At 60.8% G+C, this 23,392-nt stretch carries 15 protein-coding genes; 4 read left to right on the plus strand and 11 right to left on the minus strand.

Annotation, left to right across the window (positions count from 1 at the left end; translation table 11 throughout):
• The first annotated feature begins 374 nt into the window (after positions 1-374).
• A complete protein-coding gene (locus PSAKL28_RS17765) occupies positions 375-4,916 on the plus strand; it encodes a DUF6543 domain-containing protein (protein WP_051939465.1) in 4,542 nt (1,513 codons plus the stop codon).
• A 49-nt stretch (positions 4,917-4,965) separates the two neighbouring features.
• Here the strand turns inward: PSAKL28_RS17765 and PSAKL28_RS17770 are convergent, their stop codons facing one another.
• From PSAKL28_RS17770 to PSAKL28_RS17805, 8 genes are all read right to left on the minus strand, one after another.
• Positions 4,966-5,739, minus strand: coding sequence for an enoyl-CoA hydratase (locus tag PSAKL28_RS17770; protein WP_038612991.1), 774 nt, complete (start codon positions 5,737-5,739; stop codon positions 4,966-4,968).
• Positions 5,740-5,753: 14 nt separating this feature from the next.
• Positions 5,754-6,881 carry an acyl-CoA dehydrogenase gene (locus tag PSAKL28_RS17775; protein ID WP_038612993.1) on the minus strand — a complete coding sequence of 376 codons (1,128 nt, stop codon included), beginning with the start codon at positions 6,879-6,881 and terminating at the stop codon, positions 5,754-5,756.
• A gap of 8 nt (positions 6,882-6,889) precedes the next feature.
• Entirely contained in the window at positions 6,890-8,083 is a 1,194-nt protein-coding gene (locus PSAKL28_RS17780; RefSeq protein WP_038612995.1) for an acetyl-CoA C-acyltransferase, read from the minus strand.
• Between the two features lie 17 nt (positions 8,084-8,100).
• Positions 8,101-8,868 carry an SDR family NAD(P)-dependent oxidoreductase gene (locus PSAKL28_RS17785; RefSeq protein ID WP_038612997.1) on the minus strand — a complete coding sequence of 256 codons (768 nt, stop codon included), beginning with the start codon at positions 8,866-8,868 and terminating at the stop codon, positions 8,101-8,103.
• Between the two features lie 12 nt (positions 8,869-8,880).
• Complete coding sequence (locus tag PSAKL28_RS17790; protein WP_038612999.1) at positions 8,881-10,533, minus strand: AMP-binding protein; 1,653 nt, start codon at positions 10,531-10,533, stop codon at positions 8,881-8,883.
• Positions 10,534-10,663: 130 nt separating this feature from the next.
• Entirely contained in the window at positions 10,664-15,208 is a 4,545-nt protein-coding gene (locus PSAKL28_RS17795) for an NEL-type E3 ubiquitin ligase domain-containing protein (RefSeq protein WP_084589129.1), read from the minus strand.
• A 31-nt stretch (positions 15,209-15,239) separates the two neighbouring features.
• The gene (locus PSAKL28_RS17800; RefSeq protein WP_038613003.1) at positions 15,240-16,262 is read right to left on the minus strand and encodes an AraC family transcriptional regulator; all 1,023 of its coding nucleotides are present in this window, start codon (positions 16,260-16,262) and stop codon (positions 15,240-15,242) included.
• A 70-nt stretch (positions 16,263-16,332) separates the two neighbouring features.
• Complete coding sequence (locus PSAKL28_RS17805) at positions 16,333-17,196, minus strand: LysR substrate-binding domain-containing protein (protein WP_038613005.1); 864 nt, start codon at positions 17,194-17,196, stop codon at positions 16,333-16,335.
• 112 nt (positions 17,197-17,308) lie between these two features.
• On the opposite strand from PSAKL28_RS17805, the gene PSAKL28_RS17810 reads away from it, so the two are divergent.
• Together PSAKL28_RS17810 and phnX are read left to right on the plus strand one after the other, a co-directional pair.
• Entirely contained in the window at positions 17,309-18,415 is a 1,107-nt protein-coding gene (locus PSAKL28_RS17810) for a 2-aminoethylphosphonate--pyruvate transaminase (protein WP_038613007.1), read from the plus strand.
• Between the two features lie 30 nt (positions 18,416-18,445).
• The gene (gene phnX, locus PSAKL28_RS17815) at positions 18,446-19,273 is read left to right on the plus strand and encodes a phosphonoacetaldehyde hydrolase (protein ID WP_038613009.1); all 828 of its coding nucleotides are present in this window, start codon (positions 18,446-18,448) and stop codon (positions 19,271-19,273) included.
• Positions 19,274-19,355: 82 nt separating this feature from the next.
• On the opposite strand, the gene PSAKL28_RS17820 is transcribed toward phnX, so the two are convergent.
• Positions 19,356-19,910, minus strand: coding sequence for an NADPH-dependent FMN reductase (locus PSAKL28_RS17820; protein WP_038613011.1), 555 nt, complete (start codon positions 19,908-19,910; stop codon positions 19,356-19,358).
• Between the two features lie 145 nt (positions 19,911-20,055).
• Between PSAKL28_RS17820 and PSAKL28_RS17825 the strand changes: the two genes are divergently transcribed.
• On the plus strand, positions 20,056-20,274 hold the full coding sequence (locus PSAKL28_RS17825; RefSeq protein WP_038613013.1) for a hypothetical protein: 219 nt from the start codon (positions 20,056-20,058) through the stop codon (positions 20,272-20,274).
• Here PSAKL28_RS17825 and PSAKL28_RS17830 read toward each other — a convergent pair.
• Together PSAKL28_RS17830 and dnaQ are read right to left on the minus strand one after the other, a co-directional pair.
• Positions 20,258-22,519 carry an Orn/Lys/Arg family decarboxylase gene (locus PSAKL28_RS17830; RefSeq protein ID WP_038613015.1) on the minus strand — a complete coding sequence of 754 codons (2,262 nt, stop codon included), beginning with the start codon at positions 22,517-22,519 and terminating at the stop codon, positions 20,258-20,260. The genes PSAKL28_RS17825 and PSAKL28_RS17830 overlap by 17 nt on opposite strands.
• A gap of 77 nt (positions 22,520-22,596) precedes the next feature.
• Positions 22,597-23,340 carry a DNA polymerase III subunit epsilon gene (gene dnaQ / locus PSAKL28_RS17835; RefSeq protein ID WP_371262005.1) on the minus strand — a complete coding sequence of 248 codons (744 nt, stop codon included), beginning with the start codon at positions 23,338-23,340 and terminating at the stop codon, positions 22,597-22,599.
• Between the last annotated feature and the right edge of the window lie 52 nt (positions 23,341-23,392).

Here is a 23,392-nt window from a genome sequence, read left to right on the forward strand (position 1 = left end):
CCGACGGCGGAATTCTTCAAGCACCCTACGGCACTCTATTTACGAGGGGCGGGAGTCTAAGGCGCCACGTCGCACTGGGCAACAAAAATGACAGCGCAACAGGCTTAAACGGCCTGGAATCCGCCAATCGGCCCCGTAGACCTGCCCGCCAGCGCTCCAAGGCATGCCTGTTTACCCGTCCTTGGAGCAGAAAATACCTAACATGCAGTAACAATTGCCCTGCTGCCAGCCCAGCAACGGGCACTGAACACAGCTCAAGCAAGAGTCGCTTGCCGAAACCGAAAGTCCTGTCGCCGCGGGTGCTATCCCGTTACGACCCTGTTGACCGATACCTACGGCTGAATCAGCGCTTCACCCTTTGTGGAGCCGCCCCTATGAGCCTGCAAGAACGTCTCGCCCTCAACACCGATCTCGATTGCGCTGTCGCCGATCATTTCAGTCTGCGCCCGACCCTGTTCGAGGTATGCGCACGCCTCCTGGTCGAGCAATGGTCCGAGCGCAAGATAAGTCATCACGACCCTCTCTTGCTCTTTCTGGTCAGCATCGACAGCACACCGCAAAAGACTTACGTGCGGCCCTTGTACCAATCCCTGGCGGAGCGATTTTGCCGTCGTGCGACACTTAACCTTACCTCTGGAGAGGACTTTCTCAGCCTCAATGAAGACGCAGACCCGCAAAGCGCCGTTGACATCGACCTGCATGCCATTGAACAGCTGATCAATGAATGCGGTCCTTTCCTGCTGGAACAATACCAGCGTGCCCTGGTGTCGTTCTGGAGCGAAGCGGACCGATCAGGGCAGACGCCTTGGCAATGGTATGCCGACTACCTCAGGCAACACTTCAAGTCAGCCATCGACAGCAACTTCGACGCTGGCACGTTGAGCCAGAGTGCCGCTGCCATGGCCAGACTGATCTACAGCTACCCTGCCCCCCAGGACCGTAGCGCCCGGCCCAATGCCAGTAAGCTTGACCTGCTGCAACTCGAACTGGACACCTCAGCCAGCGCCTACCTCGATATCGATCTGGCCAGTGCGCTACTGCTCGAACATCCAGACAGTGCCCCGGAACGTTCTGTCACACTGATTTACACAACCTCCGGACAGCTAGTTCCGATTGCCTCACGCCAAGCACTGCTCGACGGGCTTGGCCGACTCTGGCCGAACCTGACCGCCTCGCGCCCGAAGCTGCAACTGACGCAAACAACAACCAACAATTTCGAGGCGCAGGCCCAGGGAGTACTCCATCAACAATTGCGGACCATTGCCGCATTGGCGCAGCAGTATCAATCCGAGTACAGCGCCCCGCTGATGAGTCTCGAAATGGACCGCCTGACTTCCATGATCACCCTGTGCAGTGCCACGGAGCAGAATCTGCGCAGGCAACTTGTCGAACACCTTCCAGACTGGCTGCGCAACACCACAGGTCCACTCATGCGCCGCTATGGCGCGATGCTCCTCGATGCAGCCCAAAGCTACGACGACGCAGCGGGGCAATTCTGGCTCGATGGAATAGACGACGCCGAATCGTTCAGCTACCAGCAGCTGGCGAAGCAAATCAATACTGACCATCCGGGCAGCGATCTGGCAGTTCGCGACGTTGTGGTCATCAACCATCAGGTCGAAGCCGCAGCGATACCCGGCCAGGACGCGTTGATCATCGATGGAACGGTGCATCCAGTGCGCTTCTCACTGGCCCAGCTAGCGATCGGCAACCTCGGCCTGCTGGCACCCGGCCGGGTCGAACTGACCTCGGCTTCAGGGCAGACCTTGCCTGCCTGGCTGGACGAACGCTACATGCGTCAGCTAATCAGTACGCTGGACATCGGGACGTCCTACCCGCAAATGCTCAAGCACAACATGCTCGATGACGCTGACCAGCGACAACTACGCCAGCGCCTGTTCGCTGCCCAGTTACGCACACAGATCCCCGCATTCGCCCTGGAACTGCACCTGCGTGACAACAGCTTGAGCGAGACCGCGGTGAACGGCATCAGCCAAGTATTCCAGGCGTTGCCCCCGGCCACGCCAGAAGACTGGCTGATGCGGCCGCTGGGCTTGATCAGCGAGGCCGGGGCAACGCCGGACCTGCTGCACAACGCCTGGGTGATCGAGCCTAAAAATCCGGCTGAACGCCCTTGTGTGCTCTATCGCCCCTTGCATCCACAACCCTTGCTGGAGTTCTCTGACCGCCTGGCCCTGTTCGTTGCCATCAGTCACCCGGGAGAGCTGCAGGACGATCTGCTCCAGCGGCTGCCCGAAGCATCCCGCCGCATTTATGCTCACGGCGGGTTTATGGAGCCCCACCTGTATCACTCCGTCGAGGATGATTTCAGCGTGCCATTCGGTACACCGACTCCAGCCAGGCTTTCGCTCGAAGCCTCCGTACCGGACATCGGTACATCGCTCTACCAGGCATGTGTCGAGGAAACCATCCAGCACTTCAAGTCACAGTCCAGCAGCACTGCGGCGACGCGCTGGGCGCGCTGGCAGACATTGGGCTGGCTGCTGTTCAACACACTCTTGCCCCTGGCAGGCAGCACCCTGGCCAAGTCCGCCTGGCTGGTACAGATGAGTGTTGCCCTGGCCGACTTCATCCGCTCGGATGCCCAGCGCGACCCGGTGGGCCACCGTATCAGCCTGATCAACCTGCTGGTCAACGTCGCGGTGCTGTTGTTCTCCCATTCCTACCAGGGTGTGAGCCTGGACACGCAGGACGTTGAGCCTCTACCGGCGATTCCCTCCGAGCCGTCACCACCCCCGCTGATACCTGTCCAAGCCAATGAAAGCCCGTTGGAATTCAGCTGGGCCCGCCCCGATCACACGCTCAGCGCAACGCAACGCATAGCGTTGGCAAAGCTGCAGGCCAACATCCCCCTGTCACAGTTGCGCAGCCCGATACCAAGCGGTCCCCTACGCGGCCTGTTCCTGCACAACGATCAGCTCTGGGCAAGTCTGGACAATCAGGTCTACCGGGTCGAGATTGACCCACAGCGTGAGCAGCCGCGCGTCGTCGGGGCATCCACCACAGATGACGCCGGCCCCTGGCTGGCCCGAGACGAGGCCGGTCGCTGGCGGTTTGACCTGGCGCTGCGGTTGCGCGCAGGTATGCCGTTGAGCAAGCAAGTGGAGCAGCGTAAACAGGAAAGAGCGCAAGCAAGCGATGCCCTGAAAACCAAACTACTCAGCGACGTTGAACAGATCAAAAGCCAGAAAGCGACACGCGACAGGGTGCTGGAGATGGCCTTAACCGCCACCGATGAACGTCTGGTGCGCAGCTTTCTGGAGAAAACCCAAGGCTATGCCAGGTTCTGGACCGAGCATCTGCACACACTGCAGGAAAGCAACAAAGACGAATCATTCCAACAGTACAAAGTGGTGCGGGCAACGGCGCTATACGAGCTTGTTCGCTGCGAGCGGTCGAGCTATAGCTCACTGAAAAAACTCTATCGTCCACTGCGCTTGCAACTGGTCGCTCTGGTCAATCAGACGCCTGAGCTTGAAGGGCTTCCCGAAGCCGATAAGCGAATCAGCAGAAATCGCCTGGACACCATGAAGTCGCTGCTTGACCAATTGATCATCGGTACTGAGGCGCTGAACGACGCTCGCGGGCAGCTAAAGCGTTTGGCCAGTCGACACCAGGCAAAAATCGCCGAGCTCAATCAACAGGTACAGTCAAACCTGGAACCCACCTCAGAGCATCTGATGTGGCATTTCCTGCGGGCGGAAAACAACTTCAACCGGTTGAGCCTGCTCTACTCACTGGACGACCTGGGCACCTACTGGCTGGACCGTGCCTGGAAGTCCCTCAACCTGAGTATCGCGCAACGCTTGCGTCTGACCGGTCTTGAGCAGCTTGCGGTCGAATTGAAGGTACGCCTGCTGCGTAGCATCGATGAGCAGCTCAGTGCCACGTTGCGCCAGCTGGACAACCTGAAATCACGGCTCAATGACCCCGCTGAGTTGCAGGTACTGAGCGAGCTGCGTGGTGATGTACAACATATAACCGATGGTGTGCAGCAGGACCTGGCCGAATTTCCTGACTACCCGCCCAGCAGCACAGTCAACCAACTGCGCAATCAGGCGCCCGGCTTGATCGAGACAACCGAGAATGGTCTGCTGCTGGCACAACCCCGGGCAGGTGATGATTCGCTGGTCGACATTCCAGGCCCGGACAACAAGACGCCCTCACGCACCTATCGACGGCAGCAGGATGACTGGATCGAAGTACCAGAGCGCCCGGCCCCCAGCCTTTCGCAAGGCACATCACGATCGTTGAAACGCTTGCTTAAGGACAGCCGTACGCGGATGGCAAACGCGCGCCAGGTCCTTGAAAGCCTGCAAACGACAGCGTCGGCCAGCTATCTGCCGATCGAGATCGAGGAGCTGCTTGAACACCAGCAATCGCTGTTGAAAACCGAGCGTCAGGCCATCGAACAGCGCTTGACCGATGATAACCAGACCGATGAGGCAACCCGCGCCGAGGATGCTGCGCTGACGATGAGGGCACTCGACGAGCTGGCCCAAACCCTCATGGCCCAGGCTCTGGAGCTGCGGACCCAAGCTGCGTTAAGACAGAACCCGAGAATGGGTGAGGTGCAGTACCTGATTGATCACGATCAGGTACAGGTACGCACTGCAGGCCCGCGCAGACAACTGGCCAAGGTCAAAGGCCGGGCAGACGATTTTCTCGACGAATACGAGATCAGCCACCATGACACGGGGCTGTGGTATGCCCACTTCCACTATCCCGTCATGAGCACACCGCGCGAAGGCTTCATCGTCGGGCACCTGAAAACTGCCGCCCAGCGCCATGCCGCCGGGTCCAGCATGATCGATGTCCGCACCGGAAAAACCGTCGACGTTTACCGCGCGCCCATCAATGCGGCATCAGCAGCAAAGTACTTCTTCAGTTTGTAGCAAGAGAAATAGGGGCTGGTTCGCACCGGTGCGTAGCAGCCCCTTGTTTTCAACGGTCCTTGAACTGCGCTTCGCGCTTGGCGATGAACGCCGCCATGCCTTCCTTCTGGTCTTCGGTGGCGAAGGCGGCATGGAACACCCGGCGTTCGAAGCGCACGCCTTCTGCCAGATTGACCTCGAAGGCACGGTTGACGCTTTCCTTGACCATCATGGTCATCGGGATCGACTTGCTGGCGATGGTTGCCGCCACCTTCAAGGCTTCTTCGAGCAATTCGGCCTGCGGTACTACGCGTGCCACCAGCCCTGCCCGCTCGGCTTCCTCGGCGCCCATCAGACGACCGCTCAAGCACAGCTCCATGGCCTTGGCCTTGCCGACGGCACGGGTCAGACGCTGGGTACCGCCCATACCGGGCAATACGCCGAGGTTGATTTCCGGCTGGCCGAATTTGGCATTGTCGGCGGCGAGAATGAAGTCGCACATCATCGCCAGCTCGCAACCACCGCCAAGCGCGAAACCGGATACCGCCGCAATGACCGGCTTGCGACGGTTGGCGATACGGTCGGCATCGCTGAACAGGTCATCGACATAGATCTGCGGATAACGCAGGTCAGCCATTTCCTTGATATCGGCGCCCGCGGCAAAGGCCTTGGCCGAGCCGGTAAGCACGACACAACCGATGTTCGGGTCGGCTTCCAGCTGATCCAGAGCCTGATTGATCTCGCCGACGATCTGCGCATTGAGCGCATTGAGTGCCTGCGGACGGTTGAGGGTGATCAGACCGACCTTGCCGTGGATGTCCAGCAAAATGGTTTCAAATGACATGCAAGCTGCTCCCTTCAAAGATTGCGCGCAATAACCATGCGCTGAATATCGCTGGTGCCTTCATAGATCTGGCAGACCCGCACATCGCGGTAAATACGCTCCAGCGGAAAGTCGCTCAGATAGCCATAACCGCCGAGGGTCTGCAAGGCATCCGAACAGACCTTTTCGGCCATTTCCGAGGCAAACAGCTTGGCCATCGACGCTTCGACCAGCGCCGGACGCCCGGCATCGCGCAGTGCGGCGGCATGCAGGACCATCTGGCGGGCGACAGCGACACGGGTTGCCATGTCAGCCAGGCGGAAGGCCACGGCCTGATGCTCGATCAGCGCTTTACCAAAACTCTGGCGCTCACGCGCGTAGTCGCGGGCCACTTCAAAGGCGGCGCGAGCCATGCCCACTGACTGCGATGCGATACCGATACGGCCGCCTTCGAGGTTGGCCAGCGCGATCTTGTAGCCTTCGCCTTCCTCGCCAAGGCGATTGGCGACCGGCACCCGCACATCGTCGAAAACGATCTGACAGGTGTCGGAAGCGTGCTGGCCGAGCTTGTCCTCGACCCGGGCAACCTGATAGCCGGGGGAGTCGGTCGGGACGATAAAGGCGCTGATGCCGCGTTTGCCAGCAGCGGGATCAGTCACGGCGAAGACAATCACCACCCCGGCATTCTGCCCGGAAGTGATGAACTGCTTGCAGCCGTTCAACACGTAATGATCACCCTCACGCCGGGCGCGGGTCTTCAGGCTGCTGGCATCGGAGCCGGCCTGGGGCTCGGTCAGCGCAAAGGCACCGAGCATTGCGCCACTGGCCAGAGGCTTGAGGAACTGCTGCTTCTGCGCGTCGTTGCCAAACTTGAGGATCGGCACACAACCCACCGAGTTGTGCACGCTCATGATGGTTGAGCAAGCGCCATCGCCAGCGGCAATCTCTTCCAGCGCCATGGCGTAGGCCACGTAGCCGGTATCGCTGCCGCCCCATTGCTCCGGCACCAGCATGCCAAACAGACCCAGTTCGGCCATCTCCTCGATGGCCTCCTTGGGAAAGCGATGCTCACGGTCCCATTGTTCGGCAAACGGCCGCAGGCGCTCCTGAGCGAACTGACGGACCGCGTCACTGATTTGCTGTTGTTCGTCATTGACTAGCATGGTGCACCTCAGTACAGACACTCGACGGCCATGGCAGTTGCTTCACCGCCACCGATGCAGATCGCCGCAATACCGCGACGCAGGCCTTTCTGGCGCAGGGCGGCCAGCAGGGTGACCAGGATTCGTGCGCCCGAAGCGCCAATCGGATGGCCCAGGGCGCAGGCGCCACCGTGGATATTGACCTTGTCGTGCGGCAGGTCCAGGTGCTTCATCGCCGCCAGCGTGACCACGGCAAACGCCTCGTTGATTTCGAACAGATCGACCTCGGCCAGGTTCCAGCCGGTGCGCTTGATCAGTTTGTCGATAGCGCCAATCGGTGCAGTCGGGAACAACGCCGGGGTATCGGCAAAGGCAGCGTGGCCATGGATGACTGCCAGTGGTTTGAGGCCGTGCTTTTCAGCCTGGGAACGGCGCATCAGCACCATGGCCGCAGCGCCGTCGGAAATGGAGCTGGAGTTGGCTGCCGTAACCGTACCGCCGTCACGGAACGCCGGCTTGAGCTGGGGAATCTTGTCCAGCCGCGCCTTGGGCGGCTGCTCGTCGTCACTGACCAGGCGTTGCGTCTTGCCCTCGGTCACTTCTACCGGGACGATTTCGCTGGCAAAGCTGCCGTCCTTGATCGCCTGCTGGGCGCGAGTCAGCGAGGCAATGGCGAAGTCGTCCTGCTGCTGACGGGTAAAGCCGTTGCCCTCGGCGCAGTCTTCAGCAAAAGTGCCCATCAGACGGCCCTTGTCGTAGGCATCTTCCAAGCCGTCGAAGAACATATGGTCGATGATCTTGCCGTGGCCCATGCGATAGCCGCTGCGCGCCTTGTCCAGCAGGTACGGGGCATTGGACATGCTCTCCATGCCGCCGGCCACCACCACATCGGCACTGCCGGCCAGCAGCAGGTCGTGCGCCATGATCGCCGCCTGCATACCCGAGCCGCACATCTTGTTCAGGGTGGTGCAGGTGGTGCTCTTGCTCAGCCCGGCGCCCAACGCCGCCTGGCGTGCTGGCGCCTGGCCCAGACCGGCTGGCAACACGCAGCCGAACAGAACCTGTTCGACGCTGTCCGGGGCAACCCCGGCACGCTCGACCGCAGCACGGATGGCCGCAGCGCCCAGCTGTGGCGCGGTGAGGCTTTTCAGATCGCCCTGCAGGCCGCCCATGGGGGTGCGCACGGCGCTGACGATTACAATCGGATCATTGGCGAGGGTCATGATAGGTACTCCTGCAATTACTTGGCGGCCATACGCAAGGCACCGTCAAGACGGATCACCTCGCCGTTGAGCATGCTGTTTTCGATGATATGCCGCGCCAGCGCAGCGTATTCCTGTGGACGACCGAGGCGTGGCGGGAACGGCACTCCGGCGGCCAGCGAGTCGCGCACTTCCTGAGTCATGCCAGCCATCATCGGCGTCTCGAAAATACCCGGGGCGATGGTCATCACGCGGATGCCAAAGCGCGCCAGTTCACGCGCCGCCGGCAGGGTCAGGCTGGCGATCGCGCCCTTGGACGCGGCGTAGGCGGCCTGACCGATTTGCCCGTCGTAGGCGGCAATCGAGGCGGTATTGATGATCACCCCTCGCTCACCATCGGCAGCCGCTTCGCCTTCGGCCATGGCCGCGGCGGCCAGACGCAGCAGGTTGAAGCTGCCGATCAGGTTGACGTTGATCACTCGGCTGAAGCTTTCCAGACCGTGTGGGCCGTTCTTGCCCAGGACTTTCTCGGCACCGACAATGCCTGCGCAGTTAACCAGCCCGTGGAGACTGCCGAAAGCGCCAGTCGCCGCATCCACCGCCGCCTTGGCGGCGGCTTCCTGGCTAATGTCGGCGACCGCAAAGCGCGCCTTGGCGCCCAGCTCCTGAGCCTTGGCGGCGACCGCCTCGGCATTGAGGTCGACCAGCATCACCTGAGCACCGGCTTCGATGAGCATCTGCGCGGTAGCAGCGCCCAGCCCTGAGGCGGCGCCGCTGACGATGAAGTTCTTGTTGGCAATCTGCATGATGGTCTTTCCTCAGGCGCCGGCGGTCGAGGCCAGGGCGGCTTGTTGTTTGGCTATTTCCTGGTTGCGCAGGATGAAACGCTGCAGCTTGCCGCTCGGGGTCTTGGGCAGCTCGCTGACGAATTCGATTTCGCGTGGATACGCGTGGGCATAGAGGCGCTGACGCACATGCTGTTTCAGTGCTTCGGCCAGCTCCTCGCTGGGCTGCTGACCACTCGCCAGCACCACGAAGGCCTTGATCAGTTCGGTACGCTCCGGGTCCGGCTTGCCAACTACGGCAGCCTCGATCACTGCCGGGTGCTCGATCAGCGCACTCTCGACATCAAAGGGCCCGACCCGGTAACCGGAGGTAGTGATTACGTCGTCGCTGCGGCCGACAAAACTGATGCTGCCGTCGCTGTTGAGTTCGACAGTGTCACCGCTGAGGTAGTACTTGCCGACGAAGGATTTGGTCGGCAAACCGTGATAGCCAGCGAACCAGCACAATGGCGACTGTTCGCGGTCCACAGCGAGAATGCCAGGTTGGCCGGCCGGCAGCTCGTTGGCCTGCTCGTCCAGCACGACGATGCGGTGACCGGGAATGGCAAACCCCGCCGAGCCCAGGTGCACCGGGTGCTGCAGGCCATGGTGGTTGCACAGCACCATGCCCAGCTCGGTTTGCCCGTAATGGTCGTGAATGGTTACCCCCAGCTCATCGGCAAACCAGCGGATGACTTCCGGGTTGAGCGGCTCGCCGGCGCTACTGACCACCCGCAGACGGCCCTTGATCGGTGCGCTGAATTCGCTGCCGGCCGCGATCAACAGACGGTAGGCGGTAGGCGAGCCGGCAAGATTGCTGATGGCGTATTTGTTGATGACCCGGCAGGTGCTTTCAACGCTGAACGGGCCATCGAAAAAGGTCGTGGAATGGCCCAGTGCCAGCGGTCCGGTGACGGCGTAGTAAAGGCCGTAGGCCCAGCCCGGGTCGGCGAGATTCCAGAAGTTGTCTTCAGGGCGCAAATCGATGGCATCGCGCATATAGCCCTGGAAGGCGACGATGGCACGCAACGGTACTTCCAGCGGCTTGGCCGGGCCGGTGGTACCGGAGGTGAACATCAGCAGGAACGGCGCGTCGGCACCCAGCAACACCGGCTCGCAGCGATCACTGGCAGCCGCCAGCGCCGTGTGGAAATCGACATCACCGGATCCGTCCCGGGCACCGACGCAGATAATCGTCGGACACCCATGCACATCGTCGAGCTTGCTGCGGTTGAGTGGCTCGGTGACCACTACCTTGGCGCCCGACTGTTCCAGCCGATGCTCGATGGCTTTAGGTCCGAAGGCAGTGAACAAAGGTTGATACACCGCACCCAGGCGCCAGGTGGCCAGTACGGTGATCAGTAACTCGGCGGTACGCGGCATCAACCCGGCGACCCGGTCCCCGACGCCCACCCCCTGGGCCTTGAGCACATTGGCCAGGCGCGCGGCGGACTGTTGCAACTGCTCGAAGCTGTACTGGGCGCTGCTGCCATCGCGGCCCTCCCAGTTCAGTGCAACACGATTGCCGCCGACATGCCGGTCACAGCATTCGACACAGGCATTGAGCGCATCGAGACTGCCAAACAGGGTTGCGCTGGCCACCCGGGGATAGTCGAAGCTGCTTGCGGCCACGGAATAATCACGCATCGTCAGACTCCTGGTTCTTATTGTTGGAGTAGCACCATGAATCTGACGATAGTCGCGCCGGACGGTCCCAGGGACAATGGCCAAAGCTGTCAAACTGGATGACTGGTTTGGCCGCGCCCCGAGGCTGCTCTCAATTGCCCCCTTCGCCAGCCCGGTCAGCGGCCAGTGCCTCACGGGTCAGGTCCAGTGCCAACGTCTTGAGCGCCTGCTCGCGCTCGCTGGCCAGCTGATTGGCCTGCTCCAGATAAACACCTTCATTCTCTTCGCTCAGTTCGCCTAGCCGATCCCAGAAAGGTTGCTCAACAGCGCTGAAACGCTCAGCGTACTCGCGGCGCAGATACTCCAGCCAAAAGTCCCGCTGACTGATATGTGCCGCCAGCGCTTCACTGTTTTCGGCGTCCCGAACAGCCTGGGCAGCATCGGCAAGTTGTGCGTCACTGACCCTGGCAACGGCCTGAAACTGCATCGTGCTGGGCTGCCCCGGCAAACCAAGCTGATGCGCAAGGCCACTGCGATAGGCCAGGCTCACCTCGATCTCATCGACGCCCCGCCCGGCAGCGCTGCGCGATTGGATGTCCGCACGTGCGATCTGCTCGACCTGATCCAGGCGGAACAGTCGTCTGGCCATGTCCAGGCGCGCAGCCCGGGCCTGCTCAGGCACGCTGCGCTGCAAGGCGCGCGCAACAAAGACCCGGACTTCCAGTGTACTGAAACACGAAGCGACGCTATCCACACAGGTGCGCGGGCTGGCGGCCAGGTTGAACAACTCCTGACGAAGTTCTGTGTTTTCCAGTGCCGCGTCGAGTACCTCCCATACCCGTCGCCCCAGATCCTCGCGGGCCTGTCGAAAGTCGCTGGTACCGGACAGCTCGCTGATTAACTGGAAGAAATCCTGGCTACCTGGCTCGGCCTGCAAACGGTCCCATGATGCGCCGCGTTGTTGCTGCAATTGGGGGTCCATGGCCTGAGTCCACGTATCTCTGCTGGGCTGCATGTCGGACGCCAAGGGGCGGATAACCAATGGATCGGGTGCACGCAGACTCGTCATGATCGCCCTGGGCAGGGCATTGCCCTGCAATGACAACGCTCGTCGGAATGAGTACGGCGCTCGAAGTATCTCTGCCGGTACATTGGTAATCTGGTTATCGCGCAGGTCAGCATGCTCAAGCAATCCGCACCCGACTAGACCGGATGGCAAGACCCGTAGCCTGCAGTTGCGCAGATACAACTCACTCAAGCGTGAACGCTGGGGAGTCTGCAGGCTGATCGACCCAAGCGGGTTGTCACTTAGGTTCAAGACGCCTAGCCGTGGCAAGTTGACCAGTACCTGCGTGCTGAGTTGGGTCATTTGAATACGGTTTTCGTTCAGTCGCAGAACACGTAGCTCGTTGAGCCGTTCAATACCCGCAGGCAGCACAGTCAGCACATTACTGCTCAGGTTCAGCCAGCGAACCCCACTGAAACACTGCAGGAAGTTGGCTGGAAGTCGCTGCAATTGGAGGCCGATCAGCCTGAGATCGGAGACATGGGTGAAATCAACCCCTACGGGCAGCTCCGGTAACTCATGAATTGCCGAGCCGGCCAAGCTCAGCCGCATGCCCTGCGATTGCCCACTGTGATCCCTGAGTGGATCGCCCTGCAATCGCCAGCAACGCCGCAACTCTTCGGCAATGGCCTGGCGCGCACGATGTGTGGACCGTTGTGTGGTGTCGGTCTCCCAACTAGCCAGAGCCGCATCCAAGAGCTGGTACTGGTGCTCCTGGTTCAGCAGAACATCGAAGGCCGAAACACGCGACTGCAGCAGCATGTTGAGGTAATCTTCCACCTCATTTTCACTGAAACCGACATAAAGCGTACGGATCCGGTCACGCAGCGTGCTTTCGGCCTGGTTGCGCCCTGCCCCACGCCCACTCAGCAAATAGCCAACCCGACCATCGGCCAGGCGCTGACCTGGATTGAACCAGGGCTTGACCTCACGCCAGCCCAGCAGCCGCTCGAGTTGCTGGCGGCTTGTCGGCAACCAGCGTTGCAAGTCTCGCTCTACCTGATCTGCGGCATCACTTCCAGTCCAGCGCAAACGCGTGCGCTCGGTATCCGGCAAGACGGCAAGCAGCACTTCAGGCAAGCCTGCCGGCTCGCGGATCTCGAGACCCGATGGCCGACCCAGGTTGTCGTACAGCCAAAAGCGTCCGCCGCGCCACACCATCACACGCACGTCTTCGTTCTGCGGGTCCAGCACCGCAAGGCGGCGGCCACTGTCGGAACCTTCGCGTAACTCAAGGTTGATGCTACCCGGCCAACTCGCATGCTTGCGCAACAGGTTAAAGGCCAGGTCAATCGAGTCGGCCTGGTAGCTGCTGCGTAGAAACAATCCTTCACGCATCCGGGTCAATCTGGCATGGCGAAGCAGCGACCGCGCCTGCTCTGCCAACGCCAGCGGAATGCGTTGTTCCTCGGCCATGCGCAGCCGATCGGCGTCATTCGCTTGCTGCAGCAGGTGCAAAGCATAAGCATCCGGCAACCCGGGGAAATCCCGGCGGAGCAATGCCAACCCGTCATCAGCGGGCAAGTACTGGCGGGTGAAGTGCGCAAACAGCCCCTCGCGCAAATAGTTGGTCTGATCCAGTATTTCGGCACGCTGCTCGGCTGCACTCAGGCCAGCAGTATCGATTTGCGTCTGACACCAGCTGTAAAACTCCAGATCCGTTTGGGCAGTCAAGGATTGTGCCAGCGCCGTGAAAAACACCTCGATCCTTGCATCGACACTGAAGCGCTCCAGCGTGTCGCGCAGGCTCACCGGCATTGACCGGTTCTCCACCAGCAGACCGCGCAGTTCATCTTCATCGACGCCTGCCACCTGCAGGATCTGCCCGATCCGCTGAGCATCGAGATTGGCGGCTTCGGGCCACAGCCGACTCAACAGCAGTGCGCTGCCTTGCCACTCAAGAGGACGCTCAAAGCCCAGGCGCCAGCCGCGTTCTCCGTTGAACTGCAACAAAGGTGCGTAGGCCCCTTCCCGTTGCGGATGCTGCAAATGCCAACGACCCTGGCGCTGGCGAACCTCGTAGTAAGCATTGTCATGCCGCCACCATTGGCGCTGACCATTGCCGTGCAGACCGTTGTCCAGCACCTGTGTCTGCGCGGGCACATCTGACGCTGCATAGACACGCAAGTCGTCGGACCACAACCGTTTGGCACCTTCGTTTGTATTGATGGGCACCAAACCGTCAACAAAACTGCTGCGTTTGAAACCCCGGGCTATTACCTGCGCCCCGGCCGCTACCGCGGCCCCGACCGCCACGGTTTCAACCACGCCAAGCAGGTGTTCCAGGGCTTCGTGCTGATGGCCTCGAGACCAGTCACGCACGCCTTCGAACGTTTGCGAGAGTATTTGCACGGCCGTCTGCGCCAGCAACAGCCCCCCCACTACAGGTACGAACAACCCTGCCACGTTGACCAGGATCAGGCCGACGCCCTGCAACGCCTCAATACGCTGCCGGGATGCCGCGTGATCGGCATCCGCTGTCGGCACCAGGATCTTGCGGGCATCATCCTTGATGCGCCAGACCTGATGAGCAGCCAGACTGTCGAAGATATCAATAGAGGGAATCGCACCGGTCGGTTCCAGGTCAGGAGAGGAATCCGCCAGGCGTTGACCCAAGGTGTTGAGAAAGCCTGGCAACTGCCCAAGACTGACTCTTTGACGAAAGTAGCCATCAATGTCCGCACGGCGCAGATCCACAGCTAAGCCGGCATTCAACTGCGCCCAGGAATCGAAACCGAACAAGGAGCGCCCCGGAGCGTCAGGCAGGTACAGCATTACGCGCTGCACCTGTCCGCTAGCATCGCGATGCTCAACCGCCAAAGCGCCATCAATCTGACAGCCCAGTAGTTTGAACTGCATGACGCGCCAATCAGGCCCCGGCGCGTGAGGCAACGACGATTCCGCCACCAGTTGGCGTAACATCAGCAAGTCCGACTGAACAATCTCATCCTTGATCACGGCGATCTCCGCCGCCAGCGCCAGCCCTTTTCGCTTGTCCTGGGCCAGGATGCTCTGCGTTCGCTCATCGAAGGCCTGCCCAAGATGCCTCTGGTAGTCCTCGCCCATATCATCTTCGCGACAAAACAAGGCCAAGACGTCAACCTCGGTACTGACCAGATCAGCCTGGTCGGTCACCGGATCCTTGTCCGAAGAAGCGAGGCCGGTGCCGAGGAAGAAACTCGCATCAGGCTCGAAGTTCTGCATCAATCGCTGCAACGCTGGCTGATGGACATAGCGGATAGTGTCCTCAGGCAGCAGCCCTCCAGGGGGAACTCGAAATGAGCGTCTCAGCTCCCGCCAATAAAGCTCACGTAGCTTTGCCTTTACCTTGAGGGGACCCTGCAACAACGGCTGAAGCCTGCTGACGGCAAGCTCGTCCGGGGACGTGAGCCCGGCGCATGCCTGATGCAAGTGATCCTGAGTCAAAGCATGGGCCTGCATACAATCGCGCACGGCATTGATCTGCTCAGGTGAAGCGCGCAGCAACCAGGCAGGATGACGTGCCTGGATGAAATCATCGGTGGCATTGGCAATTTTTTGCGCAACGGCAACCGGCTCAGCGCTAGGTTGGCTTTGGGTCATGATGGTCTTCCCTGTGATAGTCGTAACCATCAAGCTTCCACCGCCCATTACCACTAATGCAGATGGAAAACACTCGCCCTCAGCCCGGTGCCTGTCCTTGCAGGATCACCGTTCGGTAGTGGCCCGGATTGCAACCGAACCACTTGCGAAATGCCTTGTAGAACGAACTGCTGTCAGCAAAGCCAAGGCGTTCGGCAATTTCGGTAAACCCGAGTTCTACTTCAGCCAGCCAGGTAATCGCCAGCTCCCTGCGCACACTGTCCTTGAGCCCTTGATAGGTCTGCCCTTCCTCAGCCAGACGGCGGCGCAGGGTAGATGCCGAAAGGCACAGATGACGTGCCAGGCTGTCGACGTCAGGCCAGTGACCAGGGTCCAACTGCCGCAAGTCATGGCGGATACGACGTGCCAGGCTGGCCGGGTCGCGGTACTTGACCAGGATGTTTCCGGGCGCCTCGGCGAGGAAGCGTTGCAATTCTTCTTCGCTGCGTCGCAGGGGCAGGTCAAGGCAGTCCGCGGCGAAAATCATCCGCGTGCGCGGGCGATTGAACTGCAGGTTTTCCGAGAACATCACCCGGTAGTCGTCACAAAACGGTGGCTCGCCACAGCGCAGCTCGATGGCCAAGATTGGAATACGCCGTCCGGCCAGCCAACAGGCCACGCCGTGGACAATCATCCAGAAAGTGAAATAGGTGAAAGCGCGCCGCGGCTGTTCACGCGGTTCGCCAATGACGATTTCGGCAAGACTCTGCTGCCGGACCAGTGCCGGCTGCAAGTCTTCGAGCATCAACGACAAAAAGCTCAAGGCGACATCCAGGCCCGTCCCCAAAGTCGGCTGGGCCATCGCCGCACGACACAGAAAAGCCAGGCTGCCATTGGGCAGACCGCGCTGGTCCATGGCGAAGAATTCATCGTTGCAGCGCCGCGCCAGCAACCGCCACAGTCGTGCATAGGCGTCCGCGGAAACCCGTGCCTGGGGCAACTCGAGCTGTTCCGGATCGATACCGGCACGCAGCAGCATACCGGCATCGGGCAATCCCGATGGACAGGTCTGCAACAGCGCTTCGCGCACAAGCTGCATGGAAATCGTGTCTTTCTCGCTCATCGGCCATCCAGCGCCAGGTTGCTCGGTGCCGGCCATCTTAGGCCGACCGGTGAAGAATGCCAGCGCTGCATCAATGCTGCTCAGCCAGACTCAGGAACGCCTGGATCAGCCGCAACTCACGACGCCGTTGCAAACAACCGATCATGTGCCGGTTGATCAGGCCGTTGCCGGCAATCGGACGCGCCACCACCCGCGGATCATGAGCCACTTCCACCGACGAGACGATGCCGATGCCCAGCTCCGCCGCCACCGCCTCGGTGACCGCTTCGCGGCTGTCCAGCTCCAGCAACACCCGTGGCTGCACCTCGGCCTCGGCGCAGGCCTGATCGAATGTGCGCCGGGTAATCGAACTGGGTTCGCGCAGTACCATGATCTGCCGATCAAGCTTGGCCAGCGGCAACTCGCCCTTGCCATCCGCCCACGGATGGCCGACGGGCAACAGAGCACACATCCGCGACTCACCCAGGCTTTGCAGGTGTAGCCCCTTGCGCGGCTCGACTTCGGTCAACACGGCCACATCCGCATGCTCGCTAAGCAGTGCGGCCAGGGTTTCCTGGGCATTGCCCAAGCGCAGGTTGACGGTAATGCCAGGGTAACGTGCACGGAGCTGGGCAAGCATCGGCATGACCCGGTGCGGTCCATCGGCAGCCACCTCCAGGCGCCCGGTAAGCAACTGGCGATTGGCCTCAAGCATGGCCTGGGCCTCCTCGGCCAGACCAAACATCGCCCGGGTGATCGCCGCCAGACGCGTGCCCTCCTCCGTCAGCTCGACGCGCCGTGCGGTGCGCCGCAGCAACGTGATCTGGTAATGCTCTTCCAAAGCCTTGATATGCCCGGTGACCGCCGGCTGGCTGATGAACAGCCGCGCCGCAGCACGGGTAAAGCTGCCCTCGCGGGCCACGGCGTCAAACGCGCGGAGCTGGAACAAATTCATATCTATCGGCCTGACTTATGGCTGGCATAACAACAAACAATTTGATTGATGGCGCGCAGAATTGCAACTTAGGCCCCGTAGTTTCAGCCCACCGCTTGTGAGGAACTTCGGAATGAGCAACGCCCCTATCCTGCTGACCCCTGGTCCTTTGACCACCTCGTCCCGCACCCGCCAAGCGATGATGGTGGACTGGGGCTCCTGGGACCGTGACTTCAACCAGCTGACCGCCAGCCTGTGTGAACAATTGCTGGCCATCGTCAACGGCGCCGACAGCCACCACTGTGTGCCCCTGCAAGGCAGCGGCACCTTCGCCGTGGAAGCCGCCATCGGCACCCTGGTACCTCGCGATGGCAAGGTTCTGGTACTGATCAACGGTGCCTATGGCCAGCGCCTGGCGAAGATCTGCAAGGTCCTGGGCCGCGCCTACAGCACCTTTGAAACCGCTGAAGACCAACCGACCACTGCTGCCGATGTCGATCGCCTGTTGACCGCTGACAGCAGCATCACCCATGTGGCGCTGATCCACTGCGAAACCAGCACCGGCATCCTTAATCCACTGCCGGAAATCGCCGAGGTGATCGCCCGTCACGGCAAGCGTCTGATCATCGATGCCATGAGCTCATTCGGCGCACTGCCGATCGATGCCCGCGAAGTGCCATTCGACGCCCTGATCGCCGCCTCCGGCAAGTGCCTGGAAGGTGTGCCTGGCATGGGTTTCGTCTTCGCCAACAAAGCCTCCCTGGCCGCCGCCGAAGGTAACTCGCCGTCCCTGGCCATGGACCTGCAGGATCAACATGCCTACATGGCCAAGACCGGCCAGTGGCGCTTCACTCCCCCCACCCATGTGGTCGCCGCGCTGCACGAGGCGTTGCTGCAATACAACGAGGAAGGCGGCCTGCCTGCCCGTCACCAGCGCTACGCCAGCAACTGCAAAGTGCTGCTCGACGGCATGGCGGCGATCGGCCTGCGCAGCTTTCTGCCGAGCGAGATCCAGGCACCGATCATCGTGACCTTTCACGCTCCGAACGACCCACGCTATCAGTTCAAGGATTTCTACGAACGGGTCAAGGCCAAGGGTTTCATCCTCTACCCGGGCAAGCTGACCCAGGTCGAAACCTTCCGCGTCGGTTGCATCGGCGTCGTCGGCCCGGACGGCATGCAAGCCGCGGTGAATGCGGTGGCCGAAGTGCTGCGGGAAATGGAAGTACTGGATATCTGAAGCGTTGCCACTTTCTCTAGGAATTCGCACATGAACTACAGCAACCCAACGCAACTGCAAGCCGCCATCCTCGACTGGGCCGGCACCGTGGTCGATTTCGGCTCCTTCGCGCCGACCCAGATCTTCGTCGAAGCTTTTGCCGAATTCGACGTCGAAGTATCCATCGAAGAAGCCCGTGGCCCGATGGGCATGGGCAAGTGGGACCATATCCGCACCCTGTGCGACCAACCGCAGATTGCTGAACGTTATCGCAAGGTGTTTGGTCGCACCCCGACCGACGACGATGTCACGGCCATCTATGAGCGCTTCATGCCCTTGCAGATCGAGAAGATCGCCGTGCACTCGGCACTGATCCCCGGCGCCCTCGACACCCTGACCGGCCTGCGCAAGGACGGCCTGAAGATCGGCTCCTGCTCCGGCTACCCAAAAGTGGTGATGGACAAGGTGGTTGAGCTGGCCGCACAGAATGGCTATGTCGCCGATCACGTCGTGGCAACCGATGAAACCCCTAACGGCCGCCCTTGGCCTGCGCAGGCACTGGCTAACGTGATTGCCTTAGGGATCGACGATGTCGCAGCCTGCGTCAAGGTTGACGATACCGTGCCCGGTATTCTCGAAGGCCGCCGCGCCGGCATGTGGACGGTGGCGCTGGTGTGCTCGGGCAATGCCCTGGGCCTGACCTACGAAGGCTACCGTGCCCTGGCCTCGGACACCTTGGACAGCGAGCGCAAGCGCATCCACGCGCTGTTCGAAGGCTCACGCCCGCATTACCTGATCGACACCATCAACGAGTTGCCGGAAGTGATCGCCGACATCAACAAGCGTCTGGCCCGCGGAGAGATGCCGCAGTCAGTGTAAGACACTCTGTGGGAGCGGGCTTGCCCCACGATTGCGATCTGTCAGTCACATCGCATCGCGGAGCAAGCCCGCTCGTACCATTTCAGCCCTTATGCCGCTCCACCCAACTGGCATACTTATCAATGAAAGTCTGCAAAAACGGCTGGACTTTCTCCGAAAGCTTGCCATTTTCGTCGAACAGGCTGGCTGCCCCACCGATATACGCCTCAGGCTGCTGCATGCACGGCACATCGAGAAACACCAATGACTGGCGCAGATGATGGTTGGCCCCAAAACCGCCCACCGCCCCTGGCGAAACACTGATCACCGCACCTGGCTTGCCGCTCCAGGCACTCTTTCCATAAGGCCTTGAGCCCACATCAATCGCGTTTTTCAACACCCCCGGCACCGAGCGGTTGTACTCCGGGGTGACGAACAGCACCGCATCACTGTGGCGGATCTGCTCGCGGAAAGCCTGGTAAGCCGCTGGCGGGTCGACATCAATATCTTCGTTATAGAGAGGCAGATTGCCGATTTCGACTATCGTCAATTTGAGGTTCGAGGGCGCGAGCTCCGCCAGCGCCAGGGCGACTTTGCGATTGAAGGACTCCTTGCGCAAGCTGCCGACGACAACGGCTACCGAATACACCTGGCTCATGGCGATTTCCTGACATGTAGGACAAAGGAACTTGTAGGTATAGATGATCTACCCAGCGCCTGAAGTTTTTTTCCACACAAGCAAAACTTACCCGGCAAATCAGTGGTCTATGCCTGACAGAAAACTTTTAGAGGTTGCACGGTAAATGACAGCAGTACTGGTCGGACAGTTTCATGCACGGGACGCAGAAGGCCGCATCTACCCCGTTCATGAGTTTCAGGAAGCCACCCTTGAGGCCGACGGTAGTGCCGCATCCCTGCCTGTCACCACTTACAAACTGGCCATCGGTGACAAGGTCAACCACCTGGGCGACAACCGCTTCGAACTGGCGCGCAGCGGTGTCGAGATCATCCGCATCCCGTGATGCAATCGACAGTGTAGATCCGCCCTTGCCCGCTGGCTTCATGTTGCAGGCCATGAACGTCGGCAACAAAGCCTGGAAAGCCGCTGTCGAACGCGGCGGCAAAGGCCAGATAGTCAATGATTGAACGGGTCGCCTCGGTAAAGCGCTCGCCTGGCATGACCAGCGGAATCCCCGGTGGGTACGGCACCAGCATCACGGCGGCAACACGCCCGAGCAATTGGTCAATCGGCACCGCTTCCACCTCCCCACGCACCATCCGGTCATAGGCATCCGCGGGCTTCATCACCACGTCAGGTAGACGCGTGAACAGCCGTTTGAGCTGCTTGGCGGTGGCATTGCTGCGGTAGCAGGCATGCAACTGGTCGCACAGGTCGCGCAGGCCCAGCCCCTGATAGCGCTCAGGGTCAAGGCGGGCGACGCAGGGCAGGCTTTCGAGCAGGTCGGTGTTGGCGTCATAGTTGCGTTTGAACTCCAGCAGCTCGGTCAGCAAAGTGCTCCATTTGCCCTTGGTGATCCCCATGGAGAACAGTACCAGGAAGGTATAGAGCCCGGTCTTTTCCACCACTAGGCCACGCTCCCAGAGAAACTTGCTGACCACCGCCGCCGGGATCCCGTGCTCGCTCAAGGCACCGCCTGCGTTAAGCCCTGGCATGACCAGGGTGACCTTGATCGGATCAAGCAGCACATAGTCATCGCTGACCTCACCAAACCCGTGCCAGTCCGCTTGCGGCGCCAACAACCAGTCACTGGTACTCACCTGCTGCACACCCTCGACCTGCGGCGGTTGCCAGATACTGAACCACCAGTCGTCGGCGGCGATATGCTTGCGCAAGTTGGCCATGGCGCGACGAAAACTCAGCACTTCGTCGAACATTTCCTGCAGCAGCGAACGCCCGGCCGGCCCTTCCATCATCGCTGAAGCCACATCCAGCGAGGCCAGGATGCTGTACTGCGGCGACGTGGAGATATGCATCATGAACGCTTCATTGAAACGGTCACGGTCCAGCTGTCGTGCGCCACCATCCTGCACATGGATCATCGAAGCCTGGCTGAAGGCCGCCAACAACTTGTGGGTCGAGTGGGTGCTGAACACCAGCGGGCTGTCAGCAGTGCACGAGGTGCCCATGGCATAGCGGCCGGCAAAAAACGGATGAAACGCCGCGTAGGCATACCAGGCCTCGTCGAAATGCAGCACCTCGACACTGCTGCCCAGCATTTGCTTGATCAGTTCGGCGTTGTAGCAAAGCCCGTCATAGGTGGAGTTGGTTACCACCGCCAGTTTCACCTTGGGCGCCCGCCCCTGAGTCAGGGGGTTGGCCTGAACCTTGGCGCGAATCGACTCGGGGCTGAACTCGCTCAGCGGAATCGGCCCGATGATGCCCAGCTCATTGCGCTCCGGGCACATATACAAGGGAATGGCACCCGTCATGATGATCGCGTGCACCACCGACTTGTGGCAGTTGCGATCCACCAGCACGAGGTCATCGCGACCGACCATCGAATGCCAGACGATCTTGTTGGCGGTGGAAGTGCCGTTGATGACGAAGAACGTGTGGTCGGCACCAAAGTTCTTTGCCGCCCTGACTTCAGCCGCTGCCAAAGGACCGGTGTGATCCAGCAACGAGCCGAGCTCGGGGACTGAAACCGAGAGATCCGAGCGCAAGGTGTTCTCACCGAAAAACTGATGAAACGCCAGCCCCACCGGACTCTTGCGATAGGCCACCCCGCCGCCGTGCCCCGGCGTGTGCCACGAGTAGTTGGATTGTGCGGTGTGCTGCACCAGTGCTTTGAAAAACGGGGGCAGCAAGCCGTCCAGGTAGTTGTGTGCCGCGCGCGCCACTTGCCGGGCCAGAAACGGCACAGTGTCTTCGAACAGATAGAGAATGCCACGCAACTGGTTCAGCTCGCTCATGACATCGGCAGGGGCATTTTCCAGGGTCACCTGCTCGCCCAGGGCAAAGATCGGCAGATGCGGCGCACGCAGCCGGGCCAGACGGATCAGTTCGACCATGTTCTGCAGCAAATGAGTATTTTCGCCAGCGCCTTCGGCAGCGATCAACATGCAGGCCAGGCCATGATGGGTCGAGGCCAGCAAGCGGCCTTCGGCATAATCGATCGCCGGAAGAATGCTGAAGCCATCCTGGGCCAGTTCCTCGGCAATGCCGCGCACGCGCTCACCGGCTAAGGTATCGGCCTTGATGTCGCGGTGAACGATCAGAACAGGGAACTTGAGGTCCTTGTACATGAGGGGGCGCCTGCTCCGAATGACGGGTCGGTCATTTCAGGGTAGAAGCTCGCCAGCCCCCTTGCGCGGATTCTGCCTCAGTTGGCTTCGGACAATTGCTGCCACAACGCCGGACCACCCGCCGATTTGGCAATGGCTTCCAGGCGCGCCAGATGAGCTTCCAGTTCCTGCTCGGTAGCCGGAATGATGCGCCCCGGCTGACGACCGATGAGGCGACGGATTTCACTGCCACGGCTTTCTTCGCCGTTTTCCTCGCCATCGGCGCCCTGCCCGGCCAGTGACAGGCTGGTCTGGCCGCCGGTCATGCTCAGGTAGACGTCGGCCAGCAACTCCGAGTCGAGCAACGCGCCGTGCAACTCACGGCCGGAGTTGTCGATGCCGTAACGCTTGCACAATGCATCGAGGCTGTTGCGCTGCCCCGGATGCCGCGAGCGGGCCATCATCAGGGTATCGAGGATGGTGCAATGCTGGGAGATATCGGCGCGGTCTTGCTGGCCGATCAACGCGAACTCGTTGTTGATGAAGCCAACGTCGAACGCCGCGTTGTGGATGATCAACTGAGCGCCCTGGATGAAGTCGAAGAATTCATCGGCCACTTCGGCAAAACGCGGTTTGTCGACCAGAAAGGCGTCGGTGATACCGTGTACGCCGATGGCGCCTTCGTCACTTTCGCGATCCGGTTGCAGATAGACGTGGAAGTGCCGCCCGGTCAGGCGCCGGCCCATCAGTTCGACACAACCGATCTCGATGACCCGGTGACCGTCGGTAACCGGCATACCCGTGGTTTCGGTGTCGAGGACGACCGACCTGTTGCTCTGAATCTCCACGCCGGTGGTCTCCTGTCGCGTACAGCTTGTCTGGTGAAAGCCGGGC

Origin of the sequence: Pseudomonas alkylphenolica, assembly GCF_000746525.1 — a bacterium.
GTDB lineage: Bacteria > Pseudomonadota > Gammaproteobacteria > Pseudomonadales > Pseudomonadaceae > Aquipseudomonas > Aquipseudomonas alkylphenolica.